This is a genomic window from Alcaligenes faecalis (assembly GCF_002443155.1).
In the GTDB taxonomy this organism is placed as follows: Bacteria; Pseudomonadota; Gammaproteobacteria; order Burkholderiales; family Burkholderiaceae_B; genus Alcaligenes; species Alcaligenes faecalis.
Genome location: NZ_CP023667.1, coordinates 297569 through 312562, shown reverse-complemented (window position 1 = coordinate 312562; position 14994 = coordinate 297569). Strand labels below are relative to the sequence as shown.

The 14994-nt window shown below is 55.2% G+C and carries 15 protein-coding genes and 1 tRNA gene; 8 read left to right on the top strand and 8 right to left on the bottom strand.

Features of this window, described 5'->3' with window-relative positions; all coding sequences use genetic code 11:
- Window positions 1–15: 15 nt before the first annotated feature.
- The 4 genes from CPY64_RS01465 (at window position 16) to CPY64_RS01450 (ending at window position 4968) form a co-directional block, all read left to right on the top strand.
- The gene (locus tag CPY64_RS01465) at window positions 16–1344 is read left to right on the top strand and encodes an MFS transporter (protein WP_042482881.1); all 1329 of its coding nucleotides are present in this window, start codon (window positions 16–18) and stop codon (window positions 1342–1344) included.
- On the top strand, window positions 1341–1949 hold the full coding sequence (locus CPY64_RS01460; RefSeq protein WP_042482877.1) for a 2-hydroxychromene-2-carboxylate isomerase: 609 nt from the start codon (window positions 1341–1343) through the stop codon (window positions 1947–1949). The genes CPY64_RS01465 and CPY64_RS01460 overlap by 4 nt, the downstream gene beginning before the upstream one ends.
- Window positions 1950–2639: 690 nt before the next feature.
- On the top strand, window positions 2640–3518 hold the full coding sequence (locus CPY64_RS01455; RefSeq protein WP_042482874.1) for a response regulator transcription factor: 879 nt from the start codon (window positions 2640–2642) through the stop codon (window positions 3516–3518).
- 310 nt (window positions 3519–3828) lie between these two features.
- Entirely contained in the window at window positions 3829–4968 is a 1140-nt protein-coding gene (locus CPY64_RS01450) for a calcium:cation antiporter (protein WP_042482871.1), read from the top strand.
- A gap of 30 nt (window positions 4969–4998) precedes the next feature.
- Here CPY64_RS01450 and CPY64_RS01445 read toward each other — a convergent pair whose 3' ends face one another.
- Complete coding sequence (locus CPY64_RS01445) at window positions 4999–5898, bottom strand: LysR family transcriptional regulator (RefSeq protein ID WP_042482868.1); 900 nt, start codon at window positions 5896–5898, stop codon at window positions 4999–5001.
- 193 nt (window positions 5899–6091) lie between these two features.
- On the opposite strand from CPY64_RS01445, the gene CPY64_RS01440 reads away from it, so the two are divergent.
- Complete coding sequence (locus CPY64_RS01440) at window positions 6092–6865, top strand: SDR family oxidoreductase (RefSeq protein ID WP_042482865.1); 774 nt, start codon at window positions 6092–6094, stop codon at window positions 6863–6865.
- 136 nt (window positions 6866–7001) lie between these two features.
- Here CPY64_RS01440 and CPY64_RS01435 read toward each other — a convergent pair whose 3' ends face one another.
- From CPY64_RS01435 to CPY64_RS01425, 3 genes are all read right to left on the bottom strand, one after another.
- The gene (locus CPY64_RS01435) at window positions 7002–7205 is read right to left on the bottom strand and encodes a helix-turn-helix transcriptional regulator (protein WP_042482862.1); all 204 of its coding nucleotides are present in this window, start codon (window positions 7203–7205) and stop codon (window positions 7002–7004) included.
- Window positions 7206–7616, bottom strand: coding sequence for a hypothetical protein (locus CPY64_RS01430; RefSeq protein WP_042482859.1), 411 nt, complete (start codon window positions 7614–7616; stop codon window positions 7206–7208).
- A gap of 165 nt (window positions 7617–7781) precedes the next feature.
- Window positions 7782–8729, bottom strand: a complete 948-nt coding sequence (locus CPY64_RS01425) for an AraC-like ligand-binding domain-containing protein (protein WP_052362912.1) — start codon at window positions 8727–8729, stop codon at window positions 7782–7784.
- 285 nt (window positions 8730–9014) lie between these two features.
- Between CPY64_RS01425 and CPY64_RS01420 the strand changes: the two genes are divergently transcribed.
- On the top strand, window positions 9015–9650 hold the full coding sequence (locus CPY64_RS01420; RefSeq protein WP_042482854.1) for a cysteine hydrolase family protein: 636 nt from the start codon (window positions 9015–9017) through the stop codon (window positions 9648–9650).
- Window positions 9651–9758: 108 nt separating this feature from the next.
- On the opposite strand, the gene CPY64_RS01415 is transcribed toward CPY64_RS01420, so the two are convergent.
- The 4 genes from CPY64_RS01415 to CPY64_RS01400 all read right to left on the bottom strand — a co-directional run bounded on the left by CPY64_RS01415 (window position 9759) and on the right by CPY64_RS01400 (window position 13064).
- Window positions 9759–10796, bottom strand: a complete 1038-nt coding sequence (locus CPY64_RS01415; RefSeq protein WP_042482850.1) for a DUF72 domain-containing protein — start codon at window positions 10794–10796, stop codon at window positions 9759–9761.
- A 27-nt stretch (window positions 10797–10823) separates the two neighbouring features.
- Window positions 10824–12050 carry a type II toxin-antitoxin system HipA family toxin gene (locus CPY64_RS01410; protein ID WP_042482848.1) on the bottom strand — a complete coding sequence of 409 codons (1227 nt, stop codon included), beginning with the start codon at window positions 12048–12050 and terminating at the stop codon, window positions 10824–10826.
- Window positions 12050–12463 carry a helix-turn-helix domain-containing protein gene (locus CPY64_RS01405; RefSeq protein WP_042482845.1) on the bottom strand — a complete coding sequence of 138 codons (414 nt, stop codon included), beginning with the start codon at window positions 12461–12463 and terminating at the stop codon, window positions 12050–12052. Before CPY64_RS01405 ends, CPY64_RS01410 begins: the two co-directional genes overlap by 1 nt.
- 527 nt (window positions 12464–12990) lie before the next feature.
- A tRNA-Gly gene (locus tag CPY64_RS01400) sits at window positions 12991–13064 on the bottom strand.
- A gap of 202 nt (window positions 13065–13266) precedes the next feature.
- Between CPY64_RS01400 and trmB the strand changes: the two genes are divergently transcribed.
- Both trmB and pip read left to right on the top strand, forming a co-directional pair.
- Window positions 13267–14034 (top strand): tRNA (guanosine(46)-N7)-methyltransferase TrmB, encoded by a 768-nt coding sequence (gene trmB, locus CPY64_RS01395; RefSeq protein ID WP_042482842.1) that lies wholly within the window; start codon window positions 13267–13269, stop codon window positions 14032–14034.
- Window positions 14031–14978 (top strand): prolyl aminopeptidase, encoded by a 948-nt coding sequence (gene pip, locus CPY64_RS01390; RefSeq protein ID WP_042482839.1) that lies wholly within the window; start codon window positions 14031–14033, stop codon window positions 14976–14978. The genes trmB and pip overlap by 4 nt, the downstream gene beginning before the upstream one ends.
- The last annotated feature ends 16 nt before the right edge of the window (window positions 14979–14994 follow it).

Genomic DNA, 14994 nt, shown 5'->3' with positions numbered 1-14994 from the left:
CACCAGGAGGTCGCTATGACGATGCCTAACCATGGACAGGCGCGTTCGTCGCGCCAGTACGTTACCGCTGGCTTGGCCAGCATGATGGGAACCACCATAGAGTGGTATGACTTTTTTCTGTACGGCACCGCTGCCGCACTGATTTTCAACAAGATCTTTTTCCCCGCCTTTGACCCGATCACCGGCACGCTGGCGGCCTTTGCCACCTACTCCGTGGGCTTTTTTGCCCGTCCTTTGGGAGGATTTGTTTTCGGCCATTTTGGAGACAAGCTGGGCCGAAAATCCATGCTGCTGATCACGCTCTTTCTAATGGGGATTCCCACCATCCTGATCGGCCTGATTCCCTCGTATGAAAGCATTGGCTACTGGGCCGCTGTGCTGCTGGTTCTGATGCGTTTTCTGCAAGGCATTGCCGTGGGCGGCGAATGGGGCGGGGCCGTGCTGATGGCGGTTGAACATGCCCCGGAAGGCAAGAAAGGCTTTTTCGGCAGCTTGCCGCAAACAGGGGTTGCCCCCGGCCTGATCCTGTCTTCCCTGGCCATGGGAGCCGTCGCCAGCCTGCCCGAAGAAGACATGCTGTCCTGGGGCTGGCGTCTGCCCTTTCTGGCCAGCGTCGCCCTGCTGCTGGTGGGCTGGTGGATACGCGCCAAAGTGGCCGAGTCCCCCGACTTCGAGCAGATGAGTAAAAAGGGCAAGCAGGTTCCGATTCCCGCCCTGGAAGTCCTGCGTCATTACCCGCGTGAAGTTCTACTGGTCGTGGGAGGCCGTCTGGCCGAAGTGACCTGGTTCTACACGGTGGTGACCTTTGCCCTGGCCTACGCGACCACGACCTTGGGGGTGGAGCGCAGCGTCATGCTGGATGCCACCGTCTGGGGTGCCTTTGCGGCCCTGTTCACCATGCCGCTATTTGGCGTCCTGGGCGACAGAATCGGCTTCAAATGGGTTTTCATGGCAGGCACCATCTGCATGCTGGCGTTCTCCTCCACCTTCTTTTCCATGCTGGGCAGCCTGGACTCCAAGACCATCACCCTGGCGTTGGTGATTGCAATTGGGCTGGTCTATGCCGCGCTGTATGGCCCACAAGGTGGCCTGTTTTCCACGCAATTCCCACCTGAAGTGCGTTACAGCGGCATCTCCATTGCCGTGCAGGTATCCGGTGCCATCGGTGGCGGTCTGGCTCCCCTGGTAGCGACCTCCTTGCTGGCCTATGGCGACGGTCAACCCGACTACATCGTCTGGTACCTGAGCGGGCTGGGTCTGATTGCCTTTGCCAGTACCTGGTTCATGCACGGCCCTACGCATTTCTCCCTTCCCGCCCTATCCAACCGAAAGGTCCGCACATGAACACGCCCGGTATTCACTACTACTTCTGGATGAATTCGGACTGGGCCTACCTGGGGGCCGACCGGCTGGAGGCGATCACCCATAAACATGGCATCCCTATCCATTACAAACCCGTGGACTTGCCTCAGGTCTATGCCCGGACGGGCGGTGTTCTGTTGGGACAGCGCTCGCCCGAACGGCAGGCTTATCGCATTGCAGAGCTGCAGCGCTGGTGTCGCAAACTGGGCATACACGTGAACCCCACACCGCGCTTCATGTGCCCAGACGCCACCCTGGCTTCCACCCTGGTGATCGCAATCGATCGGGCTGGCTTGCCGGTGCTGGATCTGTACAAAGCCATTTTGCGAGCCCAATGGTGCGAGGAGCAGAACATTGCCGACCCAGCCCAACTGGCCAGGATCTTGCAGGCGTGCCAGCTGGACGCGGAGTACTGGCTGCAGCAGGCACCGCTGATGCAAAAGCAGTATCAAGCCCATACTGAAGAGGCCATTGCAGCCGGGGTCTTCGGTTCACCCACCTATGTGTACCAGGGCGAGCTTTTCTGGGGGCAAGACAGACTGGATATGCTGGACGAGACCATCACTTTGGATCTTGCGCCGGCTTGACACCGGCTCCCCAGATCCACTCAAGCTGCTTTTAAAACAAGGGCGGGACAAGGCTGATCAAGCTTGTCCCGCCCTTCCTGTTCTCTGCTTGGTTTACGGTCTTCAAACCTTCCCCACGTCCTCTGAAGGATTCAAACACGCCATATCAAAACCGATCTAAAAACCATATCAATCATCAAAAACAGACCTTGAAAATTGGTCAAAATCCAACAAAGAAGCGGCAAATAAACGCCTTGTTACTGACTGCGCTTCCTGCTTCGCTGAATCATCACAAAAACAGCTTCACAATCCGCAACGGACAAGCTCATCCGGATGCACACTCATGCGGGCAAAACCAAGGCTGGCCAGCCTGAACTTAGTCCTGCTTTCAGGTGTAAAGCCGTAGAATCACGCCTTCTCCTGCCAAAAAAATTCACCGATACGCCAGCGTAGCATTCCTGAGATTGGACATTTGGGTCCGGCTAGGGGCCCGGGTTTCGGGCTTTCGGCATGCCGCCTGCCAAAAATGAAATGCAATGAGCAATTTTGAAAATTTACTTTTTCCATTGATACAGAATGTTATGTCTGCCGTACGAATCATATCGATAGATTTTATCTATTCATTGAGTCTGTATTCTGAAGAAATTGGCTACTTGAGCAATGCCAGTAAAGGTAGCCGTCTTCGTCAGAAGAAGGGCGCGGGGCTTTATATTGAACAAATACGCCACTATAAAGTATCAGCCAGATCAAAAAATCAGGATTCTGCTGATCTCCAATAACACTCGACAGCACGAACAACTTCTTCAATCCCTGCTGGCTGGTGCTTTTCGGGTTTCTGTTGCCGCTGACGGAGTGCAAGGATATACCAAGGCCCAGTTAACGCTACCGGAACTTATCCTGCTGGATAAGCAATTGACGGGGATTGATGCTTTGTCCTTGACTCATATGCTGCAAGGATTAAAAGCCACCGCCCAAATCCCCATTATTATTCTGGATTCGCGCATGGACGGCAGCAGTGAGGAATGCGTCGCTTTTTTAAAGGCAGGAGCGGTTGATTACATTGGCAATCCGTATGCGGTAGACGAGGTCAAAGAGCGGATCAACGTTCCCTTGCGCTGTCCCAAACAAATGACACCTGCAGTGATCTCGGGCAAGACTCCAAGCCAGCGCCCCAGCACCACTGCCGAAACCAGCATGCTGATCCACGCGATTCAAAAGACCATCGATGCCAATCTGGGCTCGCCTCCCAGCCAGAAAGAACTGTGCGATATGTTCAAGATTTCACGTCGAAAAATCATGAATATATTTCAACGCAATTTTGGCTTGAGTGTGAGCAGTTATATCCGATTGCAACGCATGTATCGGGCCGAATATCTGCTGAAAACCACAGCCTTGAAAATTGATGTCATTGCGACTGATTTAGGATTCTCCAGCCCGGCCAATTTCTCTACCGCATTCAAAGCCTATGCGGGTGTGGCCCCTGGAAAATTCAGGCAGGCTATTGAAAAGAACAAACCCTATACAGAAAACGCGGCTTGTGTCCGCTCCATGGGACCGCCTGTTTTTTCATCAGGTTGGTGTCCGCCGTAAATAGCGATCCAAAATGGATGCGAACATTGGATAGCTGCAAGCAACCCCTGAAAATGCAAACTGCTTGAACGCCATGTCAGGAAGATAAGTAGAAGAGCCCGCCCCTTCCCCGCAGCATCTTGCCTGAATACAGAAAAAGATGGCTCCCCGCCACAAAAAATCCGGTTTCAGGCAGGCCACACTTGCCGCTTGAGGCCCAGGTGATAAAATCGTGGCTACTTGAATAGTTCAATTCAAAACAGATCCAGGACGACCTGGATCTGCTTTTTCAGCACAGGGACGGCCCTACCTCTTTGGCGGAGCATCCACGATGGCCCACCCTGCATCACCCTCAACTCAGCTCATTACTCCCATCACCTGGCTACGCTTGCTCGGTTCCTGGTCCATTGTTGTCCTGTTCATGATTTTTGGCGGGCAGTGGCTGGGAGATTCCTTGAACGGCACCACGGCGGCCGTCGTCTTTCTGGTGCTGTTCGTGACCATTCTGGCGGCCTCATTTGGGGTGGTCCGTGAAGCCGACCACCTGGCCCATCAGTTGGGCGAGCCTTACGGCACCCTGATCCTGACCCTGTCCATTGTGCTGATCGAAGTCATTCTGATCGCCTCGGTCCTGCTGGGGCCAGGTGACTTTCCCACCATAGGTCGGGACTCAATCTACGCCGTGATGATGATCATCCTGAACCTGATCACCGGGCTGTGTCTGATTGCCGGCGCAGCGCGCAATGGCGACCAGGAGTTCAACCGCCAAGGCACCAACACCTACTTGTCCATGATCGTCTTGCTGACCAGTGTGGGCCTGATTCTGCCCAACTACACCAGCACGGCAGGCGAGTTCAGCACGACCCAGGCCACCGGCATTGCGGTCCTGACAGGTCTCGTTTATGCCATCTTCCTGTATCTGCAAATGGGCAGCCACCGTCATGACTATGTACAGCCCAACCAGGCAGTGCAGAACGCTGAAGATGCGGCACCCGCACCGCGTGATCCTCAAGCGACCCGCGCCATGCTGATACGCAGCCTGGTGCTGATCGCCCTGATCTTGCCTATCGTCTTGCTGGCACACGATCTGGCCATTGTGACGGACTACGGTATCGCCGCTTCGGGCGCCCCCGTTGCTGTCGGCGGTGTGCTGATCGCGATTATCGTGTTCACCCCGGAGTCCATTACCGCCATCAAGGCGGCCATGAACAATGAAATGCAGCGCGCCATCAATCTGTGTCTGGGTGCCTTCGTCTCTACCGTGGGACTGACGGTGCCGGTGGTGCTGATGATTGGCCTGATCACCGGCAAACAAGTGATCATGGGCATCAGCAATACGGAAATCGTGCTGTTTCTGATCACGGCACTGCTCAGCATCTTGAGCTTTAGCGGCAAGCGAACCTCCCCCATTCAAGGCTATATGCACCTGATGGTGTTCGCGGTGTTCGGGCTGCTGCTGTTTTATCCCTGACAGCTTTTCCTTGCTGCCTATTGCCCCACACTACAAGGCGGAATGGTGCAGCAAGGTTTCCAGCCAATCCGCAAACACCTGAAAGCGGCGCGACAAGTGCTGGCGATGCAAATACAGCAAGGACATGGGCATAGGCGCGGCACGGTGATCCGGCAGCACCTCCACCAATTCACCTGCCTGCAAGTGCGCCTGTACATCGTAGGCAGGAATCTGGATCAACCCCAGGCCGGATAAACAACAGGCGATATACGCTTCGGCATTATTCACCGTTACGCGGCCTGGCAGATCCAGCACCTGACGCTTGTCCTGCTCCATCCATTCCCAAGGAGCCACACGTTCGCTGGTGGGCGAGGCATAACGTACCACTTGATGGTTGTCCAGATCCGCAGGCGTCTGGGGCATGCCATACCGGGCAAGATAGGCGGGACTGGCCACATTGATCAAGGGCAAGCTACCCATCTTTCTGGCGATCAGGCCCGAATCACTTAAGGGCCCCACCCGCAGTACACAATCCACCTGCTCCTCGATCAAGTTCACCTCGCGGTCCGTCACGCCCAGATGCACATGGACATGCGGATAGCGCTCCAGAAACTCTGGCAACGCAGGCGCCACAATCAGGCGACCTACCCGCCCCGGCACATCCACCTTGATTGTGCCCGTTGGCCCCACACTGGCCTGGCGAAACAGGTTCTCGGTTTCCTGCACATCGGCAATCACGCGCAGGCAACGCTCGTAGAAGGCCGCCCCATCTTGCGTGACCGTTACTTTGCGCGTGGTGCGATTCAGCAAGCGCGCCCCCACTCGGCCCTCCAGCTCCTGAATGGCCGTCGACACGGAAGAGCGCGGCATACCCAAGGTATCCGCTGCGCGGGTGAAATTGGCGCACTCCACGACCCGCGTAAAGATGCGAAACAGGTCAATGCGGTCCATGGCCTTCTCCAGATAAGCAGCAGCAAAACGCAGGGCGAATCGCCAGCCTCAGTCTGCTCAAGCAGCGATGCTGATTGTTCGTTTTTTCAGACAAATGATGTCAGAACTGGATGATTTAAACAATTTCATCGACTTATATCATGGAAAAACGAAACGGCTTGCAGCCCGCAGCCCACACTAGCAAGGAGTCATCATGGCAAAGCACAGCATCAAAGGTAAAACCGTTCTGATTGCAGGCGGAGCAAAGAATCTGGGTGGCCTGATCGCCCGCGACCTGGCAGAACAAGGGGCGCGCGCCATTGCCATTCACTACAACAGCGACAGCTCCAAAGCGGCTGCCGAAGCCACTGTCAAAGCCATCCAGGCCGCTGGCGCACAAGCCGTCGCCTTCCAGGCCGACTTGCGTTCGGCCAGTGCCATGGAAAAACTGTTTAGCGATACCGTCGCCGCCATTGGCCGCCCCGATATCGCCATCAACACGGTCGGCAAGGTACTGAAAAAATCACTGACCGAAGTCAGCGAAGCCGAGTACGAGGAGATGAGCGACATCAACTCCAAAACCGCTTTTTTCTTCCTGAAAGAAGCCGGCAAACACGTGCAGGACAATGGCAAAGTCTGCACCCTGGTCACGTCCCTACTGGGGGCTTTCACCCCGTTTTACGCCGCTTATGCTGGCACCAAAGCGCCGGTAGAACACTACACCCGCGCTGCCGCCAAAGAGTATGGCGCACGCGGTATTTCCGTCACGGCAGTTGGCCCTGGCCCTATGGATACACCCTTCTTCTATCCTGCCGAAGGTGAAGATGCCGTGGCCTATCACAAGACTGCCGCCGCCCTGTCCCCCTACTCCAAGACCGGGTTGACAGACATTGAAGATGTCGTGCCTTTCATTCGTCATCTGGTCAGCGATGGCTGGTGGATTACCGGCCAGACCATTCTGATCAACGGTGGTTACACCACCAAGTAAGAAAACGAGCCAGTACTTGAGACTGCAAGATCATTGCTTCAAGTTTGAACACTGGCTTTTTTCGACACCCGCTTGTTGATGTCCAGGAGGCATCAACAAGCCACAGTGTCACCCAGGGTGCAATCCCCGTCCAGACTCAGGAGTCCCAATACGGGTTCTCGAAAATCTCTTCTACGGTCTGCCCGAACACGGCACTGATCTTGAAGGCCAGATCCAGAGATGGCGCATGTTTGCCCGTTTCCAGCGCATTCACCGCCTGCCGGGACACACCCAAGCGCTCTGCCAACTCTGCCTGCGTCCAGTTCGCCTCGGCCCGCAATACACGCAATCGGTTTTTCATTTAATCGCTAGTCCGGACAAAGGGTGAAACCAGGGCGAAGACAGCCCAAAAGAAGGGGTAAATCAGCCAGGCAGGAATATGGGGCGCAGCAGCGTAGGTTTCCCCAAAACCCCAGGCTGTCCACAAGGTCAGAGTCGCACCGGCGGCCAGCACAAAGCATTTAGCCACAATCACCCGCACGAACTCATCGCTTTGCGCCATTAAGCGCAAGGTGGCCCAGACTTGCCCGGCAACCGGCAGGGCAACGGCAATGGCAATCAGCCAACCAACAGGTCGACCCAGCAGGCTGTCGAACAGCCCCACAATGGTCAAGGCATTGACCAGGATATACACGCCCATAAAGAGCAAAGTGCGAATCAGATAGCGGCGGCCTGCTGATGGCGTAGAAGAGGAATTGCTGTTGGTGAGCATGTTTGAGCACCTGAATGTAAAGTAAACCTGACTTTACAGAAGTCAAAACAACCCGTCAATAAGTAAAGTAAACTTTACATTCATGAAGATCGAGTGAGTCAGCCAGCAAGCATTGGTCCGCCACAACAACCAGCCTGGATATAAAGCCGCTTGAACAAGCAAAGTTCAAGACCTGACCGCGTATCCTAGCGTCGAGGGAGCTTGCCCAAACCGCGCCTGAAACAAACGGCTGAAATGGGAGAGGTCCTTGAAGCCACAGGCCATGGCCACCTCGGTCACCCGTTTGTGTTTCCCCTCCTCCAACAAACGGTAACTCCGGATCAAACGCTGCTCCCACAGCCATTGCATAGGGGTGGTCGCTTCAAGCGCAAAGAGCCGATATAGCGTGCGAGTCGCCATGGACGAAGCACGCGCAATTTGCTCCACATCCAGTGCATCCTCATGCAGATGCGCCCGTATATAAGCCTTGATCTGTTCCAGACGCCGCTCCTGACGATTGGCCAGAGAAAGCGCAGAAGTTTCAGACTCGAAGACCGCAGAAAAGATGTCCAGCACCGAAGCCGTCACACGCTGATCCATGCCGTCCTCAGCAGATCCCCCCATACCAAGCAGTTGCTTGACCAAAGCCCCCGCCATCGGCCCCAGACGCGAGTTGGCCGCAATACGGCGCGCAGCCAGATTCCCCAGCGAGGGCAGGCGCGTTGCCAGCAAGGGACGAGGAATCATGACCATGGCCGCATGAGCCAAAGGCCCCAGCTCCAGATCAAAAGGCCGTGACTGATCCTGAAGTACCAGATCCCCTGCTCCCAGGCTGACGTAGCGTCCGTCCTGACTCAGTTGAATATGGCCATCCAGCATGAGCCACAGCATGAAACAGTCGCGCTGGTCTTTACGGATATCGGCCTGCCGTCTGTTCACCCGTATAGCCTCCCCCTGAGGGGTGGCAGACCAGATGCTGCTCAAACCCAAACCACCAAAACTATTGAGGGTGACCCGCGCCTGAAACTGGGGCCGGGCAATCTGGCTGCATTCGGTCTGTGAAAACTGCCTACAAGTGACCTCGTGCCAGTGCTCAAAGCTGTCTCCGGGCTTGACCGCTATGATCGCTGTCATAGGTTCAGTCTCCATAATCGGCGCTCTCTGCACCGATGGATTAATCGTTTTTCAACAAGATTACGTCCATTCCCCAAGCACAGACAAGCCCGGAAAACACCCAACCCCAGCACGCTGCCGATGCGCTGCGCAAGATGGCAGGCACAGTCAAAAAAACCGTAACGATGGCACGGACAGCCAAGCCAGATCCGCCCCATCCTCCTACTCTAAAAACGTCTATGACACCGGCAGCGGCAATACCAACTACACAGCCGCCCGACCTTGAGCAAACCAAAGGAGAATGAGATGGCTATTCAGATTGATCAAATCAATCCTGGCAGCACGGCGGTCATTGTGATCGACATGCAAAACGACTTCATCGCCCCCGGCGCCCCGCTGGAAACGCCCATGGGCATGGAGTTGATGCCCCGCCTGCAAAAACTGCTGGGCCATGCCCGCCAAACCGGCATGGAAGTGATCTTCACCGCCCACGCCCACCGCCGCAACGGCTGCGATATGGGGCTGTTCGGGGAGATTTACCCTCCGATTCAAAACCAGGTGGGACTGGTCGATGAGACCGCTGGCGTTGATATTTACCCCGAAGTGGCTCCACAAGGGGACGAGGTCGTCATCAAGAAGCATCGGTACAGCGCGTTCTTTGGCACAGACCTGGACATCATCCTGCGTACCCGCAAGATCGATACGGTTGTGATCACCGGCGTGACCACTGAGAACTGCTGCCACGCCACGGCCCGCGATGCCATGTTCCATGGCTACAAAGTGGCTTTCATCTGCGATGCGACCGGCACCTACAACTACCCGGATATGGGCTTTGGGACGATTCCCGCTGAAGAAGTGCACCGCGTCACCCTGGGAGTGCTGGCGGTATCCACCGCTCATGTCATGACGACAGATGAGCTGATTCAGAAATCCAGACAATAATCACGAGCGGGGCCAGAACCCGCACGCATTGAGCCCCCAGCTCATCAGGCAACACAACAGGTCTTGTGAATCGTCACACTTTTGAGGATCGCTTCTCAAGACCTGCGGTTATTTTTCTTGTGCCACAACAAGTTGCGCCAGCCGCTGTATGGACAGCGGCGCACAGCCTTCCGCATCATTGCTGATCGTCACATAAGCCGCCTGCCCCGCCCCCGTAATTCCACGAATCGTGCGCGCCAGCACCGTGCGGGTATGCAAGTCCTCGCTGACGATGGCATCGAAGGGGGTATGCTTTTTTTGAGCATCGGCATAGCCGTAAGCACCAAACTCCCGGTTCAAGTTCCAGCGACACACCAAGGGTCCCGGCCACAAGGCGCGCAATACAGGCAGTTGCTCCTCAATCGGCGGCATCTTGCCGTGCAGGCCCAAGCAAAACGTCGCGCCATTGGCCTTGAGCGTATCGACAAGACTTTGGGTCAGCAGCTCCGGATCTCGGACTTCTACAGCAAGCACCACTTGTGAACCCTGCGGTAAAGCCTCTCGCGCCGCCGCCAGCATCTGCCCCAACTTGTCAAACAACTCTGCCAGACGATTCAACCAGCCCCAGGACAACGGACTTAACTGGAAGACCAAGACACCCAACTTGGCACGCAAGCCCTCGACCGCAGGCTGCACAAACTGCTCTACAGCCAGACGACTATCCAGAAAGTCCGGATTTGACTTGCGCACCTTGCCTTGCTCATCACGGACCTGAGCATCCGTGATCATGGAGGGACATTTCACGACAAAGCGGAAATCCTCATCCACCTGTGCGGCGTAGGCAGAATACTGCGTGACCGTCAAAGGACGCCAGAAAGTGCGATCAACACAGACGGTACGCATCAAGGGATGCTGGTGATAAGCCTCCAGCCCGTGCTTGGACAAGATGTTCGACTCGTACTCGCCATCCCAGATCAAGCCTTCCCAACCGGGGTAAGACCAGGTGGAGACACCGAAGCGCAAGGTTTCAGGAAGCTGTGCCGCCAGATCACTCAGCTCCAGCGCGGAGGCGGCAAGGCTGACTTTGGTGATTTTGCGACGGGAGGCAGCGGCGGGCTTTGCAGCGGGAGGCTGAGGAATGGCATCGCCAAAAAGATCTTCTTGCATGCTGGATATAGTGCCATGGGAATAGCGTTAAGCAAATGCCGGTTCAAAATCCACCAGATCCGTACTTTGCATACCTAGCCCTTTGGCGACGCTGCGCCACCGACTGACAGCCTGAACAAGCTCTGCCCAGATTGCTTCTGCATCCCCCACCGTTAACCTGAAGTATGGCGCCCCATCCATCAAAATAGCCCGGCTATCAATAGGCCCGGAATCCTCTGTCAGCCACGTTTTACTTTCCCGCCTGTCACCAGGCATTGGATTCAAGTCAAACGCCGGAGCCAGGCGCCATCCATGATTACGTGCGTCATATAGAAAGCCCGTATTACGCAAGTGATCATCGGTATTACAGATCAAGAAATTGAAGGCCAATCTGCGCCACAACTGATGAATATCAGCAATCGGATTGGCCCCGTCCTGTAACAAAACATCCACCAATTCGGTATAAGCATGAATGGCATCACGGCCATCAGACTGCAACATGCTGGCTGCGGATAGATAGGGAATACGTGCGCCTTCGTCATTTCGATCAAAGCGCCGAATAATGGCTACCGCTGTGCCATTAATCAGCTCGATACGAGTCTCTGCGACCGTGATGCCCGCATTGGCAGCCAACTTCATGGCGAGCACCTCACCCCGAATCACATCACGCTGGTCAGCCTGACTGGGAAACTTGCCCAGGGCCAGACGGCCATCCGTATCGCGAACGGTAGATTTTGGGCGGGCACCACCCAAGGATGTTCCTTGCCCAAGCAGGTACTGCAGATCCTGCTTACTTTCCGTCCCGTCCTCCAAGGCACGCGCCGCCTGTAAAACACGATCCAACTCCAGCAAAGGCGGGACGTGTCGGGCTGCATCTCCCGAACGCAAATAAACTTTTTTCTGTGGATCAAAAAGACGCAGAGCACCTACCCGTGCTTCATCATCAACCCACATCAAAAAATCTACCGGCTCCAGAGCGAGCAGATCACGATTTTCTTGCCGCAACTTGGCGTGTGCACGCCGAATGACTCGCTGTCCCCAGGAGTCAGGAGCCGTATCCTCCAAAGCCAGAAAAAACGTATTTTGGGGATATTGAACCCCCGAGGCTGATTGCAAATCAGGAGAGAGCATAAAAAAGCGCTCGTCCTGGAGCCAGGCCTCGTTATAGCTAAAGGCACTGCGTCTGCCATTACCCAGATACAAGCGCCCCACAATATGCGCACTGGAACCCAGGTGCACCTCCAGGTCTGAGCGCTTGGCAGATCGTGTCATCATCAGAAACCTTCCAACTTGTCAGGATCCACAGAGTCCGAATCATCTTGCGACTTGGCCCCCGCGGTTTGATCCGCTTTGATACGCCGTGGGCGCCTGACGCGCTGGGGTAACTGCTCACGCAGCAAGTCCATCCCCAAGGCATCATTTTCCATGGCCATGACTTTAGTCATATCATTCAAGCGTCCCAACACATGCAAAGCGCTTAAAAAGGTATGCAAGGCAGTACCGGCATTACCATCCTCCATGCGCCGGACTGTGCTCAACGACGTACCAATACGCTGGGCCAAATCCTCTTGGCTTAATCGTCGCGCACGGCGAGCCGCAGAGATATCCCGCCCCAGCCGCAGCAAGGCACGGTCTACAGGACGGGAGATGACATTACGAGGAGCCTTTTTATTCTCTGAATCAGTCATATTTCTATCCATTCATATATGAATAAATATAAATCATAAAAACTCAAATATGAACATATACCAGATTTAGCCCAGAACCCATAAAGCTCTCATATTTGAACCTTTAATTATCAGATATATTCAAATATGAACAATCAACACACAGTACATGCTTTCAGTAAAACTCTCCATACCCAAGTGGGTACAGCCGGAAACACCGAAAAGCGGGATCTCAGAATAAGAAGTCTTTCCAGCTCACTCCTGGGAGACAAAGTGAGTAACTGCGCATCAAGCTGATTCGGACTCCAAGCCGTAGCAAGAGCCATGGTTCAACATTCCGATTTCGTCGACACGTCAATAAAACGTGTACCCATTTTCGATACTTAACGGCATGTATCAAGTTTCGCTTGAAGGATCAGCGGCTACCACCGCCTAAGAAGTAGAAATGCAGTAGTGTTGCAGGCCAACACACTCGAATCCCGAGAGCTCCAAAGCCTGTCTTGGGAAATCGTTACAGAACAACGGGGGAGTTGGAAACAAAGCAGAACTGGAGCGGGTGATGGGAATCGAACCCACGACGGATGCTTGGGAAGCATCAGTTTTACCATTAAACTACACCCGCCCTGATGGAGAGGTCTGCATCTAAAGCAGACGATCCCGCGAATGGGGAAGCGAAAATTATAGCGCGATCTTTTCTTGATGCGTGGTTCCCGCCCTATCTTTTTCACGTGCATCCCCATGAATTCAGTGGCAAGACTCACTACAATAGAGCTTTCCCGCTTTTAGCTAATACGCGAGCCATTCCTGATGCCCGCGCCACAACCATGACCACCAGCAACGAAAAACCATCCCTGCTGTCGCCCAATGTCGCGAACAGCAATTCCGGCGAGACCCATATCCGTAGCTTTGTTCATCGGCGCGCGCACATTACGCCCAGCCAGGAACAGGCCCTGGCACGCCTCTTGCCCCTGTGGTCAATCAGCTACCGCGACAGCATCCTTAAACCAGAAACAGTGTTTGGCAATGACAACCCCTTGATTCTGGAAATCGGTTTTGGCATGGGTGAAACCACCCAGAAGATTGCCCAGGCTCGTCCCGACGACAACTTCCTGGGTGTAGAAGTGTTCAACGCCGGTGTTGGCGCTTTGCTCAAGCGTATTGATGACAACCAGATCAGCAATATCCGCATCATTCAACATGACGCGGTGGAAGTGGTGCGCGACATGATCGCCCCTGCCTCGCTGGCTGGCATTCATATCTACTTCCCGGATCCCTGGCCCAAGAAGCGCCATCACAAGCGTCGTCTGGTGCAATCGCCCTTTATTCAGCTGCTGACCAGCCGTCTGAAACCCGGTGGCTATATTCACTGCGCCACCGACTGGGAAAATTACGCCGAACAAATGCTGGAAGTGCTGTCCGCCGAGCCCATGCTCAGCAACACGCACGACGGCTATGCTCCCCGCCCTGACTTCCGTCCACTGACCAAGTTCGAGAACCGTGGGCTGCGCCTGGGCCATGGCGTGTGGGATCTGATCTTCACCCGCAATGACACCCCTACCCCTGAACTGAACTGGCCCAAGAAAGAACAATGAGCGCTACCCTGTTCCCGCCTATAGAGCCTTACGCCCAAGGCACCTTGCACACCGATGATGGGCACCATATCTACTGGGAATGCTGCGGCAACCCGGCAGGTAAACCCGCCATTTTCCTGCACGGTGGGCCGGGATCAGGATGTTCTACCGATCACCGCCGCTTGTTCGACCCACAAAAATACAATGTGCTGCTGTTTGATCAGCGCGGTTGCGGGCGCTCCTACCCTCATGCCAGCCTGGAGAACAACACCACCTGGCATCTGGTGCAGGACATGGGGCGGCTGCGCAAGGAAAAGCTCAAGGCCGACAAGATGCTGGTCTTTGGCGGCTCCTGGGGCTCGACCCTGGCGCTGGCCTATGCCCAGACTCACCCCGAGCACGTCAGTGAGTTGATTGTGCGCGGTATCTTCATGGCCCGCCCTGAAGAATTGCACTGGTTTTATCAGGAAGGCGCCTCTCGCCTGTTTCCGGACATCTGGGAACAGTATCTGGCCCCGATTCCCAAGGAAGAGCACGGGGATCTGATTAGCGCCTATCACAAGCGTCTGACGGGCGACGACCCTGCTGTGCAGCTACGCGCCGCACACGCCTGGTCGCAATGGGAAAGCAATACGATCACGCTCTTGCCCAGCCAGAATCACCTGGACGCCAAGTCCAGTGATAAAGCAGCCTTGGCCTTTGCACGTATTGAAAACCACTACTTCATGAACCAGGGCTTTTTGGAGCCGGATCAACTGCTGAAAAACGCCCATCGCTTGCATGGCATTCCAGGGGTGATCGTGCAGGGACGCTATGATGTGTGCACACCGGCGCATACAGCCTGGCAACTGCATCGCGTCTGGCCACAAGCAGAATTTCACATGGTTGCAGACGCAGGCCACGCCTACGACGAACCCGGCATTTTGGCCAAGCTGCTGGCCGCTACCCAGAAATTTGCCATCTGAATCACTTGTCCGGCGC